Raw genomic sequence first — 23,725 nt, forward strand, 5'->3', positions numbered from 1 at the left:
TAAAATTGCGACTCTTGAAAGGGTATTATATTAATTTGTAATAGTTGTATCTATTTCAATTGTTGTAGTTTCTATCTTAACATTGTCGTTTTCCCATATGTCGCCTTCTGCAACTTTCGGGTTTGCAGGTGTTGTACCTTGAAATGTTAGTACATAACTTGATACTTGTGCCATTTCAAGAGGTTTTAGTTGCTGTTTCCAAGCAATCATACCCTTTCCTGAACGCCCTCCTTCTGATACGGTTTTAAAAACACCTTTAATATCTCCTCCTAAAATCCAATATTTATCGGTTAAATTAGGACCAATGCCACCACCTCCATCTGCCATATGACAGGCAACACAGTTAGTTTCAAAAATGGTTTTACCAGCTGATAAGTCGGCAGCATCAGTAAGTAGAGTTACTGTGTTAACATCCACCAAGTTTTTTGCTGTTTTTTTGTAAGCTTCAATGTCTATTTTGGCTTGTGCTAATTCTGTTGCTAATTCATCATACTGATTTGCACCATCAAAAACATGAAATCTAAGTAAGTATATGGCACCAAATATTATAGAAGCATAAAAACCGTATAACCACCAAGGGGGCAGGTTATTGTCTAATTCTTTTATACCATCATAATTATGGTCTAGAATAATTTCACCTTCTTCTTCAATCGGTTTGCCACCAGCCAACTTTTTATAAAGGTTAGTTATCCAAGTAAATTTATAAGTGTGTTCTTTTTTGGCTAAAAAGCGTGCTTTTGCTTCTTCATCTAATTTATGAAGCATAATGTTTTCTAAGGCACCAATAATAGCTTCAATTGCTATGAGTATTAGTAGTACTAAAAACAGGAATAACAATACAACCGGATATTCCATGAATGCTGGTTTTTCTCCTGAATCTATAAAGAACTCTACGGCTGCAAAAATGATAAAGAATACGAATGGAACTCGAATCCATGATGGGAAATATTTCATAATATATCGTCGTTATGGTTGTCTAATGGTATGTTACTAACTTTTTCTATGTAGTCTTTTTTGGCAGTGAATACCCACCAAAAAAGCACAACAAAAAAGATAAAAAAGATGAGTAGAGAAATAATAGGGTATATTTCTATCCCAATAATGCTCTCCATATGATTTTTTACAAACTTTAGCATGATTACTGTTTTTATGGGTTATTAGTTGCTGTTTCCACTTTTATATCGGTACCTAATCGCTGTAAATAGGCGATTATAGCAACAATTTCTCTATTTCTCATTTCTACGAATGTTTCACCGTTTTCAGTCGTGTATTTTTTATCTGCTTCATATGCTTTAACAAAATCGGGGTCGGTATAGAGGTTTTCTTCTATTTTTGTTCCTTGGATTAGCATACTTTCTTGAGCATTTAAAATATCATCGTCAGTATAAGGAACCCCTAATGTTACCATGGCTTTCATTTTGGCTTCAATTTGCGATTTATCCAATTCATTATTTATTAGCCAAGGATAACGTGGCATGATAGAACCTGATGATGTGCTCTGTGGGTCATACATATGGTTAAAGTGCCAATTGTCTGAGTATTTATTGCCCAATCTATGTAAATCAGGACCAGTGCGTTTGCTACCCCATAGGAAAGGATGATCGTAAACATATTCACCTGCTTTTGAATATTCTCCGTAGCGTTCTACTTCACTTCTAAAAGGACGAATCATTTGGGAATGACATCCTACACAACCTTCACGTATGTAGATATCTCTACCTTCAAGTTCTAAGGGTGTATAAGGTTTTACACTGGCTATAGTAGGAACATTTGATTTTACCATAATGGTTGGTATAATTTGTACAATACCTCCAATTAAAATGGCAATAGTAGCTCCAATGGTTAATTGAATAGGCCTACGTTCCAACCAAGTATGCCAACCTTCGCTTGAAGTGCGCTTTTTTGTAACACGTTCAAGAGCTACAGCTTCGGCCAGTTCATCTTCAACTTTACTACCTTGTTTAATGGTTACAATAATGTTATAAACCATTATAAGCATCCCTATAATAAACAACGTTCCGCCAATGGCGCGCATCCAATACATAGGAATAATTTCAGTAACCGTTTCTAAAAAGTTTCCATAGGTTAATGTTCCATCAGGATTAAACTGTTTCCACATACTGGCCTGTGTAAAACCAGCTACATACATTGGCAATGCATATATTATGATACCTAAAGTACCAATCCAGAAGTGTAGATTTGCTAATCCTAAAGAGTATAACTTAGTCTTAAATAATCTTGGAACTAAGAAATATATCATACCAAAGGTTAAGAAACCATTCCAAGCTAAGGCGCCTACGTGAACGTGCGCAATAATCCAGTCTGTATAGTGCGCAATAGCGTTTACATTTTTAAGGGATAGGGTAGGGCCTTCAAAAGTTGCCATACCATAACCTGTAATAGCAACTACCATAAATTTTAAGACAGGGTCTGTTCGTACTTTATCCCAAGCACCACGAAGAGTTAAAAGCCCATTAATCATACCACCCCAAGAAGGCATTAAAAGCATTACTGAAAATGCTACACCTAAGTTTTGAGCCCATTCAGGTAATGCAGTATATAATAAGTGATGTGGACCTGCCCAAATGTATATGAATATTAAAGACCAAAAGTGAACAATGGATAACCTATATGAATAAACAGGCCTATTCGCTGCTTTAGGAACGAAATAATACATGAGTCCTAAAAACGGTGTAGTTAAAAAGAAAGCTACAGCATTATGCCCGTACCACCATTGTACTAAAGCGTCTTGTACGCCAGCATATACTGAATAACTTTTTAAAGCACTCACTGGTAGCTCTAAACTATTAAATATATGAAGTACCGCAACCGTAACAAATGTTGCAATGTAGAACCAAATGGCTACATATAAATGACGTTGACGACGTTTTAAAATAGTACCAATTAAGTTCCAACCAAAAACCACCCAAATAACTGCAATAGCAATATCAAAAGGCCATTCTAACTCAGCATATTCTTTTGATGTGGTGTAACCTAAAGGTAAGGTTATTGCGGCTCCTACAATGATAAGTTGCCAACCCCAAAAATTTATTTTGCTTAATGTATCATTAAACATTCGTGCTTTTAATAAGCGCTGCGTTGAGTAGTAAACCCCAGCAAAAATTGCATTACCTACAAAGGCGAATATAACAGCGTTTGTATGTAACGGACGTAATCTTCCAAAACTTAACCACGAAACACCGTCTGTTAAGTTTGGAAATAAAAACATAAAAGCCAGTAGTAAACCTACCAACATACCAACAACACCCCAGAGCATGGTGGCGTAGAGAAAGTTTTTAACGATTTTGTTATCGTATTGAAATTGTTGCATATCCATTGTTTTGAGTATCAATCTTTTTTGGTTAGTATTGTCTTATTGGGTTTTTCTTTAACGATTTCATCTTCAAAAAGCATTCTTACCGAAGGTGTATAGCTATCATCATACTGCCCTTTTTTTACCGCCATTATAAATGCAATAAAAAAACCAACAGCCACAACAATGCTTATAGCTAATAAAATATATATAACACTCATACCTATTTGAAGTTATGGTTCAAAAGTACTGGGATACTTTTTTTTAAAAGATGACTTTTGTCATGTTCTGTTATTAATCTAGTTTTCGCCCAATAATGTTCGTAGCAATGGTTGTAAAAGCTACTATACTAATCGAGCTTAATGGCATTAAAATAGCTGCAACTACTGGTGCCAATTGTCCTGTTATTGCAAAATAAAGCCCAATGATGTTGTATAAAAACGACAGTAAAAAACTCCATTTAATAATTTTAATAGCCGATTTTGAAATTTTTATATAATGATGTAATTGATCAAATTTTGAAGCATCTAAAATAGCGTCGCATGCTGGAGAAAACACATTTACGTTTTCCGAAATGGCAATACCTACATCACTTTGTGCTAAGGCGCCAGCATCGTTTAAACCATCACCAATCATTAAAACTTTTGCTCCTTCTGTTTGATGATATTTAATATATTCTAGTTTATCTTCAGGTTTTTGATTGAAAATCAATTTGGTTTTAGTTGGAAGCAACTTTTTTAAATTAGCTTTTTCACCTTCATTATCACCTGACAAAATCACTAAATCGTAGTTGTTTTTTAAGTTGTTGAATAATTTTGAAAGCCCTTTTCTATACTTATTATAAAAAGTAAATGTTCCTTTATACTTATTATTACTACTTATGTGTACCGTAGTATTTAAGGTAGTTGTATTAGAAGTAAAACCTATAAAAGGTGCTGAACCAATTTTTATCTTACGGTTATTATAAACAGCTTCAATACCTTTCCCTAAATGCTCTTCAAAATAATCAAGCGAAACAATATCATGCTCATTTAATAATTGATAAAGCGACCTGCTTAAGGGATGGTTTGATCCTCTTAAGGTGTTTTTTAACAGAGATTCTTCATCGATAGAAAGTTGAGAACCTTCATAGCTAATACTAGTTTCTTTGTTCGCAGTAATAGTACCAGTTTTATCAAAAATTATGGTGTTTATTTTAGCTAATTGTTCAATAACTGAGGCGTTTTTTAGATAGAATTTCTTCTTACCTAAAATCCTTAAAATATTTCCAAAAGTAAAAGGAGCAGAAAGCGCAATGGCACACGGACAAGCAATAATTAGCACCGATGTAAACACATTAATTGCTTTGCTTGAATCGAATATTAACCAATAAGCTGTAGCTAAAAAGGCTATAAGTAATATTGCCATAGTAAAGCGTTTACTTATACTGTTTGTAATGTTAGTGAACGACAATTCTTTATTTTTTTTAAATACGTCGTTGCTCCATAGTTGTGTTAAATAACTTTGCTCAACGGTTTTTAAAACATCAACTTCTATACTACCCTCTAATTGTTTTCCGCCAGCAAACAATTTATCACCAGATTGTTTTGAAACTGTTTTAGATTCGCCAGTGACAAAACTGTAATCAATTCGTGCTTTACCTTTTATTAGAATGCAATCAACAGGGATTAATTCTTCATTTCTAATTAAAAGGCGGTCGCCTTTTTTTATGTCGTAAACTTGAATGGATTCCTCATTCCCTTCAGAAGAAATTTTGGTAATTCCTATAGGGAAATAGGATTTATAATCGCGCTCAAAGGATAAAAAAGTATATGTTTTTTGTTGAAAGAACTTCCCGAGCAATAAAAAGAAAATAAGTCCTGTTAAGCTATCAAAAAAGCCAGAACCTACATCAAAAATGATTTCTGTAGTACTTCTTATAAATAATACAACAACTCCTAAAGCTATAGGTACATCGATATTTAAAATTTTAGATTGAAGTCCTTTAAAAGCTGAAACAAAATAATCTTGAGCTGAGTAAAAAACTACTGGTAATGAAAAGAAGAACATCAACCATCTAAACAAATGTTTGTATTGTTCCAACCAAAATTCACCCACTTGAAAATACTCGGGAAAAGATAAAAACATCACATTTCCAAAAGCAAATCCAGCAACACCTAATTTGTAAATTAACGACCGGTCAATATGTTTTTTACCAATGCTATAGTCATCTAAACTGATAAAAGGTTCGTAACCAATACTACTTAATAGTGTAACGAGGTTTTTTAGTGAAAGTGTTTCTGAGTTATATGTAACTCTGACGTTCTTCTTACCAAAATTAACGATTGACGAACTAACAGCAGGATTTAACCGGTTTAAGTTTTCTAAAATCCAAATGCAAGAACTACAATGAATATGAGGTATATATAAAGAAATAACTTGAGTTTCACCATCATCAAACTCTAACAGTTGTTCAATAATTTTTGCGTTTTCTAAAAAATTGTATTTGACTTCAATATCCTTTGGAGTTGCTCCTGGTGCTTGTTGTAAATCGTAATAGCAAGTTAAATCATTTACACTAAAAATCTCGTAAACAGTCTTACAACCATTACAACAAAATGATTTTTCATCAAAAATAATTTCAGAAGATGATGAATCTAACCCACAATGGAAACATGTTTTATGTCCCATAATATTTGCTCGTTTATACCTGAGTGCAAAATTGAAAAAACAAGTGATTTTAAAATATGATATATGTCATGTTTTCTATATTTTTACTAAATCTTCAAATATTTAGTATGAGCAAATGTGAACAATGTATAATAAAACAATTTAATTCACTTAAGTCTTTAACCAAGGATGAACTTATTCGTATTTCTGGTTGTAAAACAACCATGATTATTAAAAAAGGCACAGTGATTTTTGATGAGGGCGAAACAATAAATGGGGTTTATTGTGTTAAAGATGGTATTTGCAAATTATCTAAACTGAGCGAAAACGGTAAAGACCAAATTGTTAGAATAGTAGTAAAAGGAGATTTACTTGGTCAGCGTTCGTTAGTAACCGATGAGAGTTCCAATTTACAAGCTACTGCTCTTAATGATATGGAAGTTTGCTTTATACCCAAGAGTGAAATTATGAATGATTTGCAGAATAATTCAAAATTTTCATTCGATGTACTTAAGGATATGGCTCATGATTTAAAAGAAGCTGATGACATTATCGTTAATATGGCTCAAAAGTCAGTGCGTCAGCGTTTAGCCGAAACTTTAGTTTATATAAATGATAGTTTTGGAGTAAATCCAGATGGCACCTTAAGTGTTTTATTATCTAGAGAAGATTTTGCAAATATTGTTGGTACTGCTACTGAGTCTGCCATTCGTATTCTTTCTCAATTTAAAAAAGAAAAACTTATTTCAACAAAAGGAAAGCATATAAAAATTGAAAGCCTAACGGGTTTGAAACAAGTTGAATAAAATAAAAAAAAACCTCTGAAATTTCAGAGGTTTTTTGCTTTAGGGAGTTGCTTCTATTTCTTTAACAGGTATTTCACCATCAATAGGCTCCTTTTCTTTTTTAAGGTATACATCAAGAAAGTTTAGAATTTTTGTGTAAGCTTCAATTTGATTTTCTTTTTTCACAAAACCGTGGCCTTCGTCTTCAAATAAAACATATTCAACGGGTACTCCGTTTTTACGAACACCTTCAACAATTTCGTCTGATTCTACTTGAAGTACGCGTGGGTCTTTAGAGCCCTGAAGAACAATTAATGGCTTAGTAACTTTATCAGTATGGAAAAGCGGTGAAATACGTTTTAGTCGAACTGAGTCTGCTGAAAACGGATCACCTAATTCTAAATACAGAGCTTCTCTGAACGATTCCCAATAAGGAGGAATACTTTTAAGTGTACGCATCCAATTGGTAACGCCAAATAAGTTTACACCTACTGCAAATTCTTCAGGTGTATAGGTCAATGCTGCCATGGTCATATATCCACCGTAAGAGCCTCCAATAATTCCTATTTTACTACCATCAATTTCTGGTTGTTCTGCCAACCAATTTTTACCTTCTACACAATCTTGTAAATCCTTTTCACCATGGTTTTTGTCATCCATTTTGTAAAATGTTTTTCCGTAGCCACTACTACCGCGATTATTTACAGCCAAAACTGCATAACCATGATTTACCATATATTGAATTAACGAGCTAAAACCTTGACGTGTTTGTCCTCCAGGTCCACCATGTACCCAAACCATAGCGGGTACTTTATTGGTTTCAGAAGCTTGATGCGGCAAGTAATAAATAGCAGGAATTTCAGTGCCATCAAACGATTTGTATCTTATTACTTTAGCTGTAACTAAATCTTCAGGATTAATTTCATCATTTAAAACATCAGTTAATTTATACTGTTCTTTAGTTTCAAAATTATAAGTGTATAAATCTGAAGGTGTATTAGAGCCACCAACATACATACGCATCCACTTTTCATCGTCACTAAAACCAACACTCGTGATGCTTTTATTACCAAAATCAGGTAATTGAATAGGTTTCATTGTTTTTGTATCTAAAACTTCAATGGCATTTTTCCCATCTTCATTAACATAAACGACCATATAAGTGCCTTTAGAAGTAAAACCACTTCCCATAATATCCCAAGATTTTTCAAGTACTTTTTTCTTTTCTTTTGAATTTATATCATAGGACATTAAATAAGAAAACTCACTGCCATCATCCGTAGTGTAGTAAAAAGCACTGCTATCTACTGAAAAATCTTGTGCAGAGTTTCCACTTTGATTATCATTAATTTTAATCATTTCTTTAGTTTTTACATCATAAAGAAACAAGTCATTATCGTTTGTGTTAATAGTTTTGGATAATGCGAAATAGTTTTCATCGTTTGATATACCATTAAAGTTTAATCCATCATTGTTTTGATAAATCATTTTAGATGAGTAATCTTCAACAGATAATTTGTAAACATCAAAAAATTGAGGATTTCGTTTATTTGAACCATAGTATAAATATTTGTCATCATCAGACCACCCGTAAAAATTCGATTTTGCTCCTTTATCAGGAGTTATGTCTTTGATAGTTCCGTCCAATTCTCTGACAAACAAATGGTCAATTTCATCACCATTACCATCGGCGCTCATTAACATTCTATTGTCATTTGGAAAATAAGATTCAGCAAAAATAGATGTGCTGTCAGAGCTCGTTATAGCAGTCATTTCTCCACCCTTTACAGGAACCGTGTATACATTGTAAATTCCCGAACGATTACTTGATACTAGTAAATTACTATTATCAAATGAAAAACTACCACCACCAACAGCTTCATTATCCATAAACTGTTCAATGGTATAATTTTTTAAACTATGGACAGATTTTTCTGTTTTTTGATTGTCTTTACAAGCAATAAATAAAATCAAAAGAACTAATAATAAGATTTTTTTCATTTTTGATTGATTAATGGATTTATGCCATTAAATATAATGAAAACTTATGGTCGAATTATTTAAATAGATGTTAATGTTAATAACCATATACCAAAATATAGTATTTTTATAGTGCTATGATAAATAATAAGACTCACAGAAAAGGTTTTGTATTTAAAAAATATGAAGCACCAAATCAGTCACCTTTCGAAAAACTTTTTGACATTTTCAAAGAACTGATTACCCATACTTCGGGTGATTTTGATGAAGCTATTGATTGGTTGCGTGAGCTCGATAAAGAATACAATCTTACTACAGCAGAATACACTATTGATGATTTTATTGAAGACCTTAAAAAGAAGGGGTTTATAAGAGAAGTTATTGATAATGACGGACAAGGTGGTATGGCGATTACTGCAAAAACCGAACGCGCCATTCGGCAACAAGCTTTAGATCAAATTTTTGGAAAAATTAAGCGTAGTGGTCAAGGAAATCATAAAAGTAAAAGCCCAGGAATAGGCGATGAGCATACAGGCGATTTTAGAAACTACCAATTTGGTGATGCTTTAGACAAAGTATCGATGACTGAAAGTTTAAAGAATGCTCAGATAAATCATGGCATTTTAGATTTCACTTTATCGGAAGATGATTTGGTGGTTGAAGAAACCCTGCATAAATCGCAAATGAGTACGGTTTTAATGATTGATATTAGTCATAGTATGATTTTGTATGGAGAAGATCGTATTACACCTGCCAAAAAAGTAGCCATGGCGTTGGCTGAACTTATTACAACCCGATATCCTAAAGACACTTTGGATATTTTAGTTTTTGGTAACGATGCGTGGCAAATTGAAATTAAAGATTTACCATACTTAAAAGTTGGTCCGTATCATACCAACACGGTTGCGGGGTTAGAATTGGCTTTGGATTTGCTCAGACGGAAACGTAATACTAATAAGCAAATATTTATGATAACCGATGGTAAACCCAGTTGTTTACGTTTATCAAATGGAGAGTATTTTAAGGATAGTGTTGGTTTAAATCAACGAATCGTTAATAAGTGTTATATGATGGCACAACAAGCTAGACGATTACACATTCCCATTACTACTTTTATGATTGCTCAAGATAGCTATTTAATGCAATTTGTGCGTGAGTTTACTTATGCAAACCAAGGAAAAGCCTTTTATACGGGATTGAAAGGTTTGGGTGAAATGATTTTTGAAGATTACGAAACAAACAGAAAAAAAAGAATTAGAGGATAATTTATGAAAATAGAAAACATCAAAACTTTAGGAGCGTTAAAAAAAGCTGGATATCAAAGTAAGTCCATAAAAGACGAATTAAGAGATAATTTAATCCATAAAATAAAAAATAAAGAAACCACTTTTGAAGGTGTTCATGGTTATGAAAATACAGTAATCCCTGAATTGGAACGCGCTATTTTATCACGTCATAATATTAATTTATTAGGATTGCGTGGGCAAGCCAAAACGCGATTAGCCCGTTTGATGCTTAATCTTTTAGACGAATATATTCCTGTAGTGGAAGGGTCTGAGATTAACGATGACCCACTAAATCCTATTTCTAGATATGCAGTAGAATTGATTAAAGAAAAAGGCGATAATACCCCCATTACTTGGTTACATAGAAACGAACGTTTTGCTGAAAAACTGGCAACACCAGACGTAACAGTTGCTGATATTATTGGAGATGTGGACCCTATTAAAGCAGCAAACTTAAAGCTAAGTTATGCAGATGATAGAGTTATTCACTATGGTATGATTCCTAGAGCCAACCGCTGCATTTTTGTTATTAACGAATTGCCCGATTTGCAGGCGAGAATTCAAGTAGCCTTATTTAATATTTTACAAGAAGGGGATATTCAAATACGTGGCTTTAAGTTGCGGTTACCTTTAGATATTCAGTTTCTATTTACTGCAAACCCTGAAGATTATACCAATAGAGGCAGTATTGTAACGCCTTTAAAAGATAGAATTGGTAGCCAGATTTTAACACATTACCCTGTTGACATTGAAACAGCTAGATTGATTACGGAGCAGGAAGCTAGGGTAGTCGAAGCTCAAAAAACAGCAGTTATTGTGCCAGATTTGGCCAGAGATTTACTAGAACAAATTGTTTTTGAAGCACGGGAGAGTGAATTTATTGATGCCAAAAGTGGCGTTAGTGCCCGATTGGGTATTACGGCTTTGGAAAACTTGTTGAGTACTGCTGAAAGACGTGCTTTATTAGCGGGTGATAAAATAACTACGGTACGGTTAAGTGATTTTGTTGGGATTATTCCATCTATAACCGGTAAAGTAGAATTAGTTTATGAAGGCGAACAAGAAGGCGCAGCGGTAGTAGCTTATAATTTGATAGGTGAAGCGGTAAAAAGTCTATTTGTTGAGTTTTTTCCAAAGGTGGAAAAATTAAAAAAGCAGGAAGATGAAGGTCCTTATGATGATGTTATTTCATGGTTTTTTAATCAAAAAGAAGGTTTTGAACTTTTAGATGAATTGAGGGATAAAGAATATAAAACCCTATTGGATGCTATTTCTCCATTAGATGATTTGATAGGAGCATATCAACCAAACCTATCAAAAAGCGATAGCTATTTTGTTAAAGAATTTATACTATGGGCACTCGTTGAATTTAAACAATTAAGTAAGTATCGCTTTTCGGAAGGTATTCAATTTAAAGATCCTTATGGTAGCTTTATAAGTGGTATTTAGTACTAATTTAAATTTTGATGAATTCCACTCTTCTGTTTTTCGCTTTCCCTTGGGTAGTAGAATTGTCTGCAACTGGTTGGCTTTCTCCTTTGCCTTCAGTTTCTAGTCTTTCACCCGAAATGTTATAAACTTTGATTAAAGCTTCCTTTACTGATTCTGCCCGATTTTTAGATAAAATCAAATTAGTTTCTTCTGACCCATCGGCATCTGTGTGTCCAATAATATTAAGATGCATGGATTCGTCTTGCTGTAAAGCTTGTGAAATCTGACGGATGATACCGTAAGATTGTGGTTGAATTGTGGCAGAACCAGAATCGAATAAAATACCATTTGTTGAAAAACGCCCTTTTTCAATCAATTGTTTACGTAAATCAACACCTCCTTCGACAACCTTTAGATTTCTTATAAAAAGCCGTTCTTTACCATCTTTAAACTGTAAAAGTTCAAATTTTAATGTTGTGGGTTTCGTATTCGATGGAATCATTCTTGGAATATCTACATACTTACCTTCATCTACCCAAAGACGAAACCGCTGTTTATTTACTGCAATTGATATATGTGGTTGATATAATACGTTCTCACGAATATCACCCTGTATAGAAGTATTTATATCACCACCATTTCTAACAAAGAATCCAACTGGAGCGTATTGACAAAATGGAATATCAACAGTAGCACGGTTTCCCCATGTAAAGCTGTTGTTATCAGACACTCCTACTCTAAGGACCGCAGTAGAACTTGTTTTTTGGTCAATACCATCAGCCAATAGGTCAAATTCTATCGTGTAATCTTCTGGTAAATTAGGTAAATCTGGAATATAGAAGATGTTATAACCAGGTCGCATTTGTAACCATTTATCTCCGTTATTGCCAATTTCGACTAACTCCCCGGAGCCATTGGTATTCCATTTTGAGGGGAAGTCGCCTATATAATCTTCCGAAAAATCGTCAAATAACAATAAGGTATCTCCTGGAACAAAGTCAAATTTTGAATAGACTTCTAAACTACTAGTATCTAAAGTTTCTTCATCTTCATAAAGGTCATTATCCTCTGAGCCATTTTCATGATTTTCAGAAGGTATGCTTTTTTTCTTTTTTTTAAGCTTTTTGTCAGCATCAAGAATGGTGTCCATAATTGTTCCAGTCTTTTCAGCAGCTTTTTCTTCTACTTTTTGTAATATGGTTTCTTTTGCAGCTTCTTCAGCTCTTTTTTTTAGTTTTCTAAGAAGTTGAGCTTCTGTTGTTTCTATACTTCCAAAAAGAAATAATCCTATAATAATAAGCACTGTTGTTTTCATAATTTTATTGAATTATAATTATTCACAAAAAAACAGCTTATTGCCTGAAGTGTATACGCTGGAAACCCTCTCAAGCCTGTTCATTTTTACAAACCCTTCAAATGCTTTTGCCATTGCTGCTTTATTTTGAGGTAGATTTAAAATTTTTCGTGTTTGTTTTTCTATCTCATTTTTTAATTTTATTTCAATGGCATTTAACATGGGTATTAAAATGTCAAGTTTACCACCCATTTCAAACTTTCCGATGAGGTCTACTTTTTCAACATTAAAAGCAATGGAACCATTGTAGGCAATTGGTTTTAACCTTATTTTTGCAATTCTTGGTGATTTCCAATTAAAATCAGGTGCTCTTTTGTCACGACGTCCTTTCATGCAACCGGGGCACTTTCCTTTAATTTCACTTTCATTACCTTCAAACTCTATTGTAAGATAAAATTGTCCGTTTTCATAGCTTAGGTTATTTTTTCCTCGAATTGACTGTACGTCATTTACATAATAAATCCATTTGCGAGCAGGACCTTGTACTTCATGCTCTCCCATATCGAACTTGATCGTTTGATTGTTTAATTTGATGTAGGAATCGGTTCTGTTTAAAACAATTTCCATAGTTGCTATTTGTTTTCTTAACACTGGTAGTGCCAATCGGTTTGCATCTATTGCTTTACAATTTTGCGAAAATGAATGCCCTGATGAAAGAAGCAGAACAGTAAGTAATACGAGTAAAATTTTTAAATTTTTCATAATATTAAAGTTTTAATTAATAATGATTTTATGTATGGTTTGTTTACCAGATACTGTTTCAATTTTTATAAAATAGATGCCCGCAGAATAATTTGAGAGATTAATTAATGTTTCAGTTTTTATATCTTTTAATTGACCCAAGTTGTTGTATATTTTTACTTCTTTTAAAGGTTCGGTAGTAGAAGTAATGGTAAGTATATATTTTGTTGGATTAGGGTAGATTTTTATTGTTTCACTTTCATTTTTTTCTAGACTTAAAGTGCAACTTTCACTATAGTTTGCAGTGGTATCTTTAGTCCAGTTTATTGCCGAATTTGAATACCCAATATTATCAACACAAATAAGTTCTAGATTTGGATTTCCTCTGGCATCCATGGTATGGATATTCGTATTGTTTCCATTGCGCAGATCTAAGAAAGTAAGCTGATTATTTTCAAACCGAAGTGTAGCCAATGCTGGAGCTGTTGTTAAATCCAGATTTGTTAATTGGTTATTATAGCACCAAACTATCTGTAGGTTGTTTTGTGTTGAAGGGAAAGTGATGTTGGTTAGTTCGTTGTCGTGACAAACTATTTGATATAATTCTGAATTGTTGGTTAGGTCAAGTACTTCAAGTTGATTGTTATAACAGCTTAAAGTACTCAGCATTGTATTGTTTGATAGATTTAAGGTCGTTAAATCATTATCCATACATGCGAGTTGTTCAAGCATAGTATTTGCACTTATATTAAGATTGTTAAGTTGATTTCCATTACAGTCCAAAATGTTAAGATTTGTATTATAAGTAAGGTCTAAGGTAGTTAATAGGTTATCCTCGCAATCTAACATTACAAGGTCTACAAACGCCTCAATGCCAGTTAAATCAGAAATGCCTTTATTTCTTAAGAATAAATTAATTACACCTTCAGTATCCGAGTTTAATATATTGCCAGTCATACCGTTAGTATCTATTCCCGAAGCTATTAGTTCACTTTCAAAAACTGGATCTGGTATGGCGGTGGTTTGGGAATTAACAAGAAATGGCATTATTAGGAATGCTATAAACATATGGGTTTTCATGATTATTTTTTTATAAAATTCGTTGTCTTAACAATTTTGTTTTTATGTATAATTTTAAGCTTGTATTTACCTTTTTCTAAATGATTTATATTTAAGTAAATTTTATAAGTTGCTATTTTTTCTATGCTACCCTCATATCTTTTTTTTTTCATGATGTAGGGAAAAATATTTAGGTTTTATGGCACCCAAAGTAAAGTGATGCGGATTTGCTTTAACAAACTTAAATAATGAAAGTATAGTGGATTATGACGGATGTATCGAAGACTATAAAATATGTAACAAGGAGTGTAATAATCTGATATACAGATTATTATGTTTTGTTATTATGATATTCGGAAGGAGAACAACCATAAGCCTCTTTAAAGCACTTACTAAAGTAGGCATGATCGTTAAAGCCTACTTTATATGCTATTTCAGAAATGTTAACATCAGATTTTTCAAGTAAAGAAATAGCTAATTTTAAGCGTTGAGAACGGATGAATTCTGAAGCTGATAAATCGGTTAGAGCCTTTAATTTTCTATGCAATTGCATACGGCTCATGCCTACTGCTTTACTAAACTCCTCGGAAGTGAAAGACGATTCGATTAATTTTTCGTCCAGTACGTTTTGTACTTTTTCTAAAAACTGTTCATCTAAATTAGTGATGACTAAATCTTTTGGTTTTAAAATAACCTCTTGACTATACCGCTCTCGTAGATTCCTTCTAGAATCAATAAGATTTTGTACTCTAGTTTCTACTAAACGTAGTTTAAATGGTTTTGTTATGTAGGCGTCTGCACCCGTATCCAGTCCTTTGTATTGGTCTTCTTCACCTGCTTTTGCCGTCAATAAAATAATGGGTATATGGCAAGTTCGTTCATCTTCTTTAAGATGTTTACAAAGCTCCATTCCATCTATTTCTGGCATCATAATATCAGAAATGATGATATCTGGTATAAATTCTAGTGCTTTTTCTAAACCAATTTTCCCATTTTCGGCTTCTATAACCTTATATTTTTCAGAGAACGAATTTTTAATAAAACTTCTTACATCAGCATTATCCTCAACAATTAAAAGTAACGGATTATCCTCATTTAAAAGCTCATTTTCATCAACATCTGTAATTACATTTTGCTGTTGATTGGTTTTTGCTAATGAAAAATCATCGTCATGATTTTCAATGGAAAGTTCTTCTATCTTAAAGTCTTTCTTTTGAACTGGTAAAACGACTTTAAATTGAATGTTCTCATCTCGTTTATTTTCAACGGTAATGCTACCATTTGAAAAACTCACTAATTCTTTTACTAATGACAATCCAATTCCAACACCTTCAGAAGAATCGTCGCCTTGATAAAAGCGGTTAAAAATTTTTGCAACTTTATCCTTTGTAAGAAGCGCTCCATTATTTTCAACGAGCATTACCAATTTATCATTTTCTTTTTTGGCATTAAAACTCACTTTACCATTTTCAGGAGTATATTTAAATGCATTAGAGAGCAAATTAATTGTTGTTTTTTCTATAACATCTCTATCAAACCATGCGCTTTCAAAGTCTTCAATTTGCACATTGTATTTAATCTGTTTTTGCTCAGCTAAATGAGAAAACGATGATGTGATTGATTTTAGTAGTTTTGTTAAATTCCCTTGTTTTACATGTAATTTTAAACTACCTGATTCTAATTTCGAAAGATCAAGTAATTGATTTACCAAGTTAAGCAATCTAGCTGAATTTCTTTGAACCATTTCAAAGTCCTTTTGATCGGTATCATTCAGTTTTTTTGAATTTAATTTCTTTTCAATAGGTGCTGAAATTAAAGTTAAGGGTGTACGAAATTCATGCGAAATGTTTGCAAAAAAGTTGGATTTCAGTTTATCTATTTCCTTTAACTTTTTGTTAGTTTTTTGTCGATTTTGGTATAAAAAGAAGAAAAACATACCTGCAAGTGACGTTAATCCAATACCGGCAAGAAGTAAATTTCGTTGATTTTTTTTCTGTTGTTCAATTAATTCATTTTGAGAGGTCAATAGTGCTATTTCTTGTTCTTTTTTTTTGGTTTGGTATTTGGTTTCCAGTTCATTGACTTGAGTTCGTAGTTTAGCATAGTCGAAAGAATCTCTCAATTGGACATAATTTTCCCAATTTTCGGATAAATCTTTGTAATTGGCTAATTCTTTATTCGCCTTAATCATGACCTTGATTGCTAAAAGTTGACTTCTTAGATCTTTCCTATTTTTGGCAAGATTGAATCCTTGCTGTGAATATAGTAAGGCTTTTTTATAATAGTTTATATTGTAATAAAAATTTCCAAGACTAATATTTGCACGACTGATATAGAAATTGTTCTCTCTTTGTTTAGCCATTTCTAGAAACTCTAAATAATCTTTTTCTGCTAAATCTAGTTGGCCTAAATTGTAATAAATATTACCCCTTTCTGGCAAAGCTTGAATCAGATTTACATTATTGGGCATCTCTAGTCTATAGTATTTTATTACCGGATCAATATAATTTAAAGCTTCATGATATTTTTTTTGCTCTCTATAAATTCCGCTGATCAAAAAGTTAATATCGTTTAAACCATCTGGATGCCCTAGGAATTCATGTATTGATTTAGCTTCATAATAATATTTTTTAGCTTTTTCAAATTCAGTCAAATTAAAAAATAGATTACCTATTTTTTCATAGATGTCTGCACATTTTCGACTATAGTAGGCGTTGTTGTTTGTTTTACATATACTATCACCTTTGAGGTAGTTAATTAAGGCAGACTCATGAGTATTTTTACCTGTAATTTTGTTTTGTCCGCCCATAATAATAGCGGTAAGCATTACACTTGGGTCTTTACTTTTAAAGGCTAAATCAAAGCCTAAATTTTTGTATTTAGTTGCAGAATCAAGTTCTCTTTCTCGAGCATATCTATCGCCTAACCTTAAATAGTGATTTGCAATACCTGGGAGAAAATCATATTCATGAAGCTCTTTAATTGCTCTTTTGAACGTAACCAAAGCTGAATCACTATTTTCATAACGGTTTTTCCAAATAGCTATATTTACCAAGCTATGTGAAATACCCTTTGGAAACCGTTTTTTTCTGGATAATATGAGCGCCTTTTGATAGTATTTATAGGACGAATCTTTATCTGAAAATAGGTTGCCCAATTCTAAATATTCCAACACCTTGGTTGAATCTATTGCAGTATTTGCAATGATGTTTTTAAGCGAATCAATTTTTCGTTCCTCTTGACCATAAAATGTAAACATGCATAATAATAGTATATATATGACAGAGGGTTTCACTTTTCAAAGTTTTCGAATAATTATAAATATAGTTATTTTAAAAACACTTACTAAAATTAAATTTTGGAATATTGTAACAATTTATGTTACAATAATTACGACGCTAAATATGAAATTGCTCAATAACTTTGATTTTGTAGAGATAAGTTTTACCAATCACCTTTGCTCTTTATATTATTTGCACACAATTCAATAATTTCATTAATGCGCTTTTGTCTGGTAGTTTCACGTTTGGCTTGATTTAACCAATACAAATAACTTTTTCTGTATGAAGGAGCAAAGTTTTGATAGTTTTGAAAAGCAACATTATTGTTATCAAATTCTAATTGTAAGTCATCAGGAATAACACCATTTTCAACATCGTCTAAAGCAGTCCAACTACCATTTTGCTTAGCAATTTCAATGGTTTTTATACCACTTTCATGCATTAAGTTTTCAGCTATTAACACTTCAATATAGTTTTTATTAAGTGCACTCCAAACACTTTTTGGGTTTCTGGGGGTAAAATATTGTCTGCGTTTCCCATTGCCTAAACTTTTTACCGTGGAATCTATCCATCCATAGCATAAGGCTACTTTAACAGCTTCTTCCCAACGCATGCTATCATTTTCATGAGCCACTTTGTAAAAAATTAAATAAACACCTTTTGATGTATTATGGTTTTCGTGCAACCACGTGCGCCATTCTTTATCAGATTTAAAATAATGTTCCTCGATATTCTTCATGGTGAACAAATATAAAATAAAAGTACTCATCCAACATATTGCCCTATTATCGTTTTTAGAAAACCTCATCAAGCATTTTTTCGTAGGTATGGTGTAGACATGAATCTCTTTTGATTTAAGTAAACATTAATTAATCTTAAAAATACTTCTCATAATAGTTAAGTATTATCCCTCAAAGAAGCACTAACTGTTTATAGAATAATTATTCTATATGTAACGGTCGTAAATTATTGAAGTTTATAAAACATTTAAAATCAGATAATTAAATCTGAATATTGAGGAAAATAATATAAAGCTATTATCATGAAAAACATTACTCTTTTAAAATATACAATTTTTATATTGTGTTTTTTTGCATCGTTAAACAATCATGCACAATTACACTCTGAACCAGCATGTGGTGAAAATTTCACTTTAGATTGGTCCAGAAATCCATCGGCTCCAAACGAGTATAATTGGGCTCCAGGATCTTTATCTAACACTTTTAATAATGTAGATAATTCTGGTATTGATATTAATGTTCAGTTTACAGGTGATACATATGCATTAGGAGTTTGGGATGGTACTCAAACCCCAAAAGTGGGCAACTCTTCTAGTAACTTATTTGAAGGGTTAGACTTATATACCAGAGGGTTTTCATCAACTGGAATTACTTGTACTTTTACTTTTAGTTCTCCTATTTATGCACTCTCTTTTGATATGCATCATGTAAATCAATCTGGACCAAATGGAGATAAGTATACTATTTATGCTCAAACTACCTCAGGGGCAACTATTAGACCAACGTTTACAAATTCATCCAATCCATCTTATACCTCTAATAATACTACTGGTGTGGTAGATGCTAATTCAAGTTCAACTAGTGGTACAAATGCCATTGTTGGAGTAAATTTTTCAGATACAGATTATATTACCAGCGTTACTTTTGTATGGCAAGATTGTTCAATATGTAGTCCAAATAATATTCATGGGTCGGGTTTAGGCAATTTCAGTTTTTGTTTACCGCAAACATTAGATTTTGATGGCGTTAATGATTATATAAATAGAACTGCTTTTTTAGGAAGTAAACCTGAAGCTACAATGATGTCATGGATAAAACTAGATAGTAATTTTGATGGTGGCGATATTATGGGTCAGCGAAATTTCAGGTTATTTTTAGATAGTAATAGACGCTTAAAAGCATTTGTTAAAACAAGTTCTGGTGGTACCTCTGAAGCAACTACACCAAATGCAAATGCACCTGTTTTAAATACTGAATTATGGTATCATGTCGCAGTCATTTACAGCGGAAGTGACCGAAGCCTAGAACTGTTTTTAAATGGAACTTCTGTATGGAAATTTACAGGATTAACGGGGACAAGTCTGAGCAACCAGCCTTCTTGGAATTCTGTTCATGAATTTGAGATTGGTAGAAATAGTCAAAATGATAATAATTATTTTGAAGGTTCCATTTATGAAACCAGAGTTTATAATAAAGCACTTAATTTAAATCAACTTCATCAGCAAATAAACCAAGAAGTTGAAAACCATTTGGGTAACGTAAGAGGGTCTGTAATACCCTTAGATATTGAAGGTTTATTATGGAGTAACCTAGAGCTTTATTACAAAATGGGCATTATTGAAACTGGTTTTACACCTGATGCATCAAATGCTGGTGTCGCTGGTAAACTAAATAACATGAGAACCTACCAAGAACGAACAGCTCCTTTACCTTATGTAACTACTGAATCTTGTAACGGGGATTGGTCTAACCCTAATAATTGGGAATATGGTAATGTCTGGGATATTACTGGGGTACACCCAGAATCCGCCATTGTTCAAATCAAAGGAAATTTAGAAACTAGTACCACGCACAAAACTTTGGGCTTAATTGTAGACAACGACGCTCAACTTAAAGTTATCGGCGATGTAGGCTTTTACAATTCATATTATATAAAATTAAACGGTAAAATTGATTTAGAAGGTGAATCCCAATTAATTCAATCAACTGGGAGTATATTAGATTCATCAAGTTCAGGAACTTTAGAAAAAGATCAACAAGGAACTGCTGATACTTACACCTATAATTATTGGTCATCGCCAGTGGGTAAATCAAATAATTCAACAAATAACAACAGCTTTAAAGTAACAGATATTTTTACGAATGTTGGATTTAAAACTACCGGATATAATGGTAGTTCTTCTCCACTACAAGTTTCAGATTATTGGATTTGGAAATTTAATAATAAACAAAGTGATAACTATTCTCAATGGCAACATGTGAGAAGTACAGGAACATTAAAAGCAGGAGAGGGGTTCACAATGAAAGGTCCAGGAACGGGCTCAATAAATACAAATCAAAATTACCTTTTAGAAGGTAAACCAAACAATGGAGATATTAGTTTAACTATAAATGCTGGGAACGATTATTTAGTAGGTAATCCATATCCATCAGCGATTGATGCAGAACAGTTTATAAGAGATAACGGACCAACGATTGCCGGAACAGATATTGGTCCAATAATAAATGGAACACTTTATTTTTGGGAACATTGGGGTGGTGGCACCCATAATTTGAGAGACTATCAAGGAGGATATGCTACGTACACACTCTCGGGTGGAGTTCCTTCGGCTTCAAAAGGAACTAATGATCCTGATGTGGCTACTGGTGGAACACCGACCAAAACACCAGGACGTTATATACCTGTTGGACAAGGTTTTTTTGTAACAGCCGAAACAAACGGAACGATAAAATTTAATAATGGACAACGAGTTTTTCAAAAGGAAGATGGCACAAATTCACTTTTTGTAAAATCGTCAAACAGTAAAAATAAGAATGTTAAAAATGAGGAGTCTTTAGATAAAAGAACCAAGATAAGACTTGGTTTTAATTCAGTAAATGAAATTCATCGCCAGCTTTTAGTAACGGTTGATAGCAGTGCCACAAAAGGGAAAGATTGGGGTTATGATGCACCTTACAATGATACGCAAATTGATGATATGTATTGGATGCTAGATAATGAAAAATATGTAATACAAGGTGTAGATGAAATAAATGAAACTAGTGTTTTTCCATTAGGATTGCATTCAAAATCGGATGGTATAAATACAATTACAATTGATAAACTTGAAAATGTAGACGAAAGTTTAAATATTTTTATTCATGATAAAGACTTAAATGTTTATCATAATCTTAGAGAAAGTGATTATCAGGTTACACTTACTAAGGGTGAACATTTAAATAGATTTGACATGGTTTTCTCAAATCAAAAAACATTAAGTAACGATGTTATTGCAGAAAGCATGAAAGGTCTTGATGTTTATTTTGACAATGATACCAAAAGTTTGAATATTAATAACCCCCAATTAAAAACCATTAAATCCATTAAAATGTATAATATTTTATCTCAGTCAATTTACGATGATAAAATGGAGTTTAAAGGAGATAGATATAGCAATAAAATTACTGGCTTAATTTCAGGTGTTTATATTGTTAAACTAGAATCAGAATATGGGGAAATTTCTAAAAAGGTTTTAGTGAACTAATTAAAGCTCTTTAGTATATACATAAAAATCACGATCTACAATTAACGTAGTATTATTAGAGTTCAATGGCATCGTTTTCCAATCCGCTTTGGGGTACAGCCATTGTTCTTTTTCATCTATGGTTACTTGAACAGGCATATCAAATTTATCAACAATGTTTGTCCACCTGTATTTTAGCTCTTTGTTTTCAATTTTATATTCTAAAGTTGGAATACGAGAATCTCTTAAATATTGATCAAAAAACTCGGTTAAATCGATGCCAGTTTCTCTACTTAAAAAATCTTCAATTTGTTTAGTGGTAACTGTTTGATGATAAAATTCAACATTCATTTTACGTAAAATTTGTCGCCATTTTTCATCGTCTTCAATAAGCTGGCGAAGTGTGTGTAGCATGTTAGCACCCTTGAAATACATATCTGCCGAACCTTCATCATTTACATTGTAAGTGCCAATAATAGGTTTGTCATTTTGAATATTGCTTCTGGTTCCTATAACATAATCAGCCGAAGCTTCTTTCCCATAGTAGTAATCTAAAAACAGGTTTTCTGAGTAAGCTGTAAACCCTTCATGTATCCACATATCTGCAGCATCTTTGTAAGTGATACTATTAGCAAACCACTCATGGCCTGCTTCATGGATTATTATGAAATCAAATTTTAAGCCCCATCCTGTTCCTGACAAGTCGTGTCCTAAATAGCCTTTTTTGTACTGATTACCATAAGTTACCGAACTTTGATGCTCCATGCCTAAATAAGGGACTTCTACCAGTTTAAAACTATCAGCGTAAAACGGGTATTGACCAAACCAATGCTCAAAAGCTTTCATCATTTTTGGTGCATCTTTAAAATGTTCTTTTGCTTTTTCAAGGTTATCTCGCAGAACATAATAATCCATATCTAAGTTGCCAGCCATTCCATCATATACTTCAGAAAAATTTACGTAGTCACCAATGTTTATGTTTACTCCATAGTTGTTAATCGGGTTTTTTACATACCAGGTGTAGGTTTTTGTATCACCAATTTGTTCAACTTTACGTAATCTACCATTTGAAACGTTCATCAATTTATCAGGTACGTTAACACTTATTTGCATGCTATCCACTTCATCATACATATGATCTTTACAAGGCCACCAAACACTGGCACCTAAACCTTGACACGATGAGGCTACGAAATGGTTACCATTAGCGTCTTTTTTCCAAGATATGCCACCATCCCAAGGTGCTTTAACAGCTTCTTTTGGGTTGCCTTCGTAATATATATCAATGCTATTTATTTCGTTTATATTTTGACTATCAACCAATGTTATAAAGTGCGCATTACCCTCATGTAAAATATTTAATTCTTTACCGTTTTGAATAGCTTTTGTTAGTTTTAATGGTGGCTGTAAATCAATTTGCATCACAGAGTGCTCTTCCAATACTTTATATTGAATCGTGTTTTTTCCTGAAATATATTTTTCGTCAGGGTTCACTTTAATATCTAAATGATAAAAGGTTAAATCCCACCATGCACGTTCAGGTGTAATACTGCCTCTTAAAGTGTCTTGCCTTGTAAATTTCGATGTTTCAGAATATAAATCCTGAGCATTTAATGTAAGAGAAATGATAAACAGAGTTATTGTAATTAAGTTTCTTTTCATT

General features: G+C 32.7%; 16 protein-coding genes. 4 read left to right on the forward strand and 12 right to left on the reverse strand.

Features of this window, described 5'->3' with window-relative positions:
* Positions 1-30 precede the first annotated feature (30 nt).
* From L3X39_RS11860 to L3X39_RS11880, 5 genes are all read right to left on the reverse strand, one after another.
* Positions 31-954 (reverse strand): cbb3-type cytochrome c oxidase N-terminal domain-containing protein, encoded by a 924-nt coding sequence (locus L3X39_RS11860; RefSeq protein ID WP_237232011.1) that lies wholly within the window; start codon positions 952-954, stop codon positions 31-33.
* Entirely contained in the window at positions 951-1,136 is a 186-nt protein-coding gene (locus L3X39_RS11865; RefSeq protein WP_237232012.1) for a CcoQ/FixQ family Cbb3-type cytochrome c oxidase assembly chaperone, read from the reverse strand. The genes L3X39_RS11860 and L3X39_RS11865 overlap by 4 nt, the downstream gene beginning before the upstream one ends.
* A gap of 11 nt (positions 1,137-1,147) precedes the next feature.
* On the reverse strand, positions 1,148-3,337 hold the full coding sequence (gene ccoN / locus L3X39_RS11870) for a cytochrome-c oxidase, cbb3-type subunit I (protein ID WP_237232237.1): 2,190 nt from the start codon (positions 3,335-3,337) through the stop codon (positions 1,148-1,150).
* An 11-nt stretch (positions 3,338-3,348) separates the two neighbouring features.
* On the reverse strand, positions 3,349-3,534 hold the full coding sequence (ccoS, locus tag L3X39_RS11875) for a cbb3-type cytochrome oxidase assembly protein CcoS (protein WP_237232013.1): 186 nt from the start codon (positions 3,532-3,534) through the stop codon (positions 3,349-3,351).
* A 73-nt stretch (positions 3,535-3,607) separates the two neighbouring features.
* The gene (locus L3X39_RS11880; RefSeq protein WP_237232015.1) at positions 3,608-5,983 is read right to left on the reverse strand and encodes a heavy metal translocating P-type ATPase; all 2,376 of its coding nucleotides are present in this window, start codon (positions 5,981-5,983) and stop codon (positions 3,608-3,610) included.
* A gap of 107 nt (positions 5,984-6,090) precedes the next feature.
* On the opposite strand from L3X39_RS11880, the gene L3X39_RS11885 reads away from it, so the two are divergent.
* Positions 6,091-6,768: a Crp/Fnr family transcriptional regulator gene (locus L3X39_RS11885; protein WP_237232016.1), complete on the forward strand. Its 678-nt coding sequence runs from the start codon at positions 6,091-6,093 to the stop codon at positions 6,766-6,768.
* Positions 6,769-6,807: 39 nt separating this feature from the next.
* On the opposite strand, the gene L3X39_RS11890 is transcribed toward L3X39_RS11885, so the two are convergent.
* Positions 6,808-8,748 (reverse strand): S9 family peptidase, encoded by a 1,941-nt coding sequence (locus L3X39_RS11890; RefSeq protein WP_237232017.1) that lies wholly within the window; start codon positions 8,746-8,748, stop codon positions 6,808-6,810.
* Between the two features lie 116 nt (positions 8,749-8,864).
* Between L3X39_RS11890 and L3X39_RS11895 the strand changes: the two genes are divergently transcribed.
* Both L3X39_RS11895 and L3X39_RS11900 read left to right on the forward strand, forming a co-directional pair.
* Positions 8,865-9,992, forward strand: coding sequence for a vWA domain-containing protein (locus L3X39_RS11895; protein WP_237232018.1), 1,128 nt, complete (start codon positions 8,865-8,867; stop codon positions 9,990-9,992).
* Positions 9,993-9,995: 3 nt separating this feature from the next.
* Positions 9,996-11,462 (forward strand): MoxR family ATPase, encoded by a 1,467-nt coding sequence (locus L3X39_RS11900; RefSeq protein ID WP_237232019.1) that lies wholly within the window; start codon positions 9,996-9,998, stop codon positions 11,460-11,462.
* 7 nt (positions 11,463-11,469) lie between these two features.
* On the opposite strand, the gene L3X39_RS11905 is transcribed toward L3X39_RS11900, so the two are convergent.
* The 5 genes from L3X39_RS11905 to L3X39_RS11925 all read right to left on the reverse strand — a co-directional run bounded on the left by L3X39_RS11905 (position 11,470) and on the right by L3X39_RS11925 (position 18,558).
* Positions 11,470-12,759, reverse strand: a complete 1,290-nt coding sequence (locus L3X39_RS11905) for an OmpA family protein (RefSeq protein WP_237232020.1) — start codon at positions 12,757-12,759, stop codon at positions 11,470-11,472.
* A gap of 18 nt (positions 12,760-12,777) precedes the next feature.
* The gene (locus L3X39_RS11910) at positions 12,778-13,500 is read right to left on the reverse strand and encodes a hypothetical protein (RefSeq protein WP_237232021.1); all 723 of its coding nucleotides are present in this window, start codon (positions 13,498-13,500) and stop codon (positions 12,778-12,780) included.
* A 12-nt stretch (positions 13,501-13,512) separates the two neighbouring features.
* Positions 13,513-14,559: a leucine-rich repeat domain-containing protein gene (locus L3X39_RS11915; protein WP_237232022.1), complete on the reverse strand. Its 1,047-nt coding sequence runs from the start codon at positions 14,557-14,559 to the stop codon at positions 13,513-13,515.
* A 310-nt stretch (positions 14,560-14,869) separates the two neighbouring features.
* On the reverse strand, positions 14,870-17,797 hold the full coding sequence (locus L3X39_RS11920) for a response regulator (protein ID WP_237232023.1): 2,928 nt from the start codon (positions 17,795-17,797) through the stop codon (positions 14,870-14,872).
* 185 nt (positions 17,798-17,982) lie between these two features.
* Positions 17,983-18,558: a YdeI/OmpD-associated family protein gene (locus L3X39_RS11925; protein WP_237232024.1), complete on the reverse strand. Its 576-nt coding sequence runs from the start codon at positions 18,556-18,558 to the stop codon at positions 17,983-17,985.
* A gap of 303 nt (positions 18,559-18,861) precedes the next feature.
* Here L3X39_RS11925 and L3X39_RS11930 point away from each other — a divergent pair, with 303 nt between their 5' ends.
* Entirely contained in the window at positions 18,862-22,083 is a 3,222-nt protein-coding gene (locus L3X39_RS11930) for a RemA C-terminal-like gliding motility protein (RefSeq protein WP_237232025.1), read from the forward strand.
* On the opposite strand, the gene L3X39_RS11935 is transcribed toward L3X39_RS11930, so the two are convergent.
* On the reverse strand, positions 22,084-23,724 hold the full coding sequence (locus L3X39_RS11935) for a M1 family metallopeptidase (RefSeq protein ID WP_237232026.1): 1,641 nt from the start codon (positions 23,722-23,724) through the stop codon (positions 22,084-22,086). It lies immediately after the preceding gene.
* Position 23,725: the final 1 nt, after the last annotated feature.

This window comes from Flaviramulus multivorans, from assembly GCF_021728415.1.
Lineage (GTDB): Bacteria > Bacteroidota > Bacteroidia > Flavobacteriales > Flavobacteriaceae > Sabulilitoribacter > Sabulilitoribacter multivorans.

What these genes read in the sequence shown, in the direction of transcription:
- L3X39_RS11910 (WP_237232021.1), bottom strand. Translation starts at nt 13,500, where the DNA reads ATGAAAAATTTAAAAATTTTACTCGTATTACTTACTGTTCTGCTTCTT.
- L3X39_RS11880 (WP_237232015.1), bottom strand. Translation starts at nt 5,983, where the DNA reads ATGGGACATAAAACATGTTTCCATTGTGGGTTAGATTCATCATCTTCT.
- L3X39_RS11925 (WP_237232024.1), bottom strand. Translation starts at nt 18,558, where the DNA reads ATGAAGAATATCGAGGAACATTATTTTAAATCTGATAAAGAATGGCGC.
- L3X39_RS11900 (WP_237232019.1), top strand. Translation starts at nt 9,996, where the DNA reads ATGAAAATAGAAAACATCAAAACTTTAGGAGCGTTAAAAAAAGCTGGA.
- L3X39_RS11895 (WP_237232018.1), top strand. Translation starts at nt 8,865, where the DNA reads ATGATAAATAATAAGACTCACAGAAAAGGTTTTGTATTTAAAAAATAT.
- L3X39_RS11890 (WP_237232017.1), bottom strand. Translation starts at nt 8,748, where the DNA reads ATGAAAAAAATCTTATTATTAGTTCTTTTGATTTTATTTATTGCTTGT.
- L3X39_RS11905 (WP_237232020.1), bottom strand. Translation starts at nt 12,759, where the DNA reads ATGAAAACAACAGTGCTTATTATTATAGGATTATTTCTTTTTGGAAGT.
- L3X39_RS11915 (WP_237232022.1), bottom strand. Translation starts at nt 14,559, where the DNA reads ATGAAAACCCATATGTTTATAGCATTCCTAATAATGCCATTTCTTGTT.
- ccoN (WP_237232237.1), bottom strand. Translation starts at nt 3,337, where the DNA reads ATGGATATGCAACAATTTCAATACGATAACAAAATCGTTAAAAACTTT.
- L3X39_RS11860 (WP_237232011.1), bottom strand. Translation starts at nt 954, where the DNA reads ATGAAATATTTCCCATCATGGATTCGAGTTCCATTCGTATTCTTTATC.
- ccoS (WP_237232013.1), bottom strand. Translation starts at nt 3,534, where the DNA reads ATGAGTGTTATATATATTTTATTAGCTATAAGCATTGTTGTGGCTGTT.
- L3X39_RS11920 (WP_237232023.1), bottom strand. Translation starts at nt 17,797, where the DNA reads ATGTTTACATTTTATGGTCAAGAGGAACGAAAAATTGATTCGCTTAAA.
- L3X39_RS11885 (WP_237232016.1), top strand. Translation starts at nt 6,091, where the DNA reads ATGAGCAAATGTGAACAATGTATAATAAAACAATTTAATTCACTTAAG.
- L3X39_RS11865 (WP_237232012.1), bottom strand. Translation starts at nt 1,136, where the DNA reads ATGCTAAAGTTTGTAAAAAATCATATGGAGAGCATTATTGGGATAGAA.
- L3X39_RS11930 (WP_237232025.1), top strand. Translation starts at nt 18,862, where the DNA reads ATGAAAAACATTACTCTTTTAAAATATACAATTTTTATATTGTGTTTT.
- L3X39_RS11935 (WP_237232026.1), bottom strand. Translation starts at nt 23,724, where the DNA reads ATGAAAAGAAACTTAATTACAATAACTCTGTTTATCATTTCTCTTACA.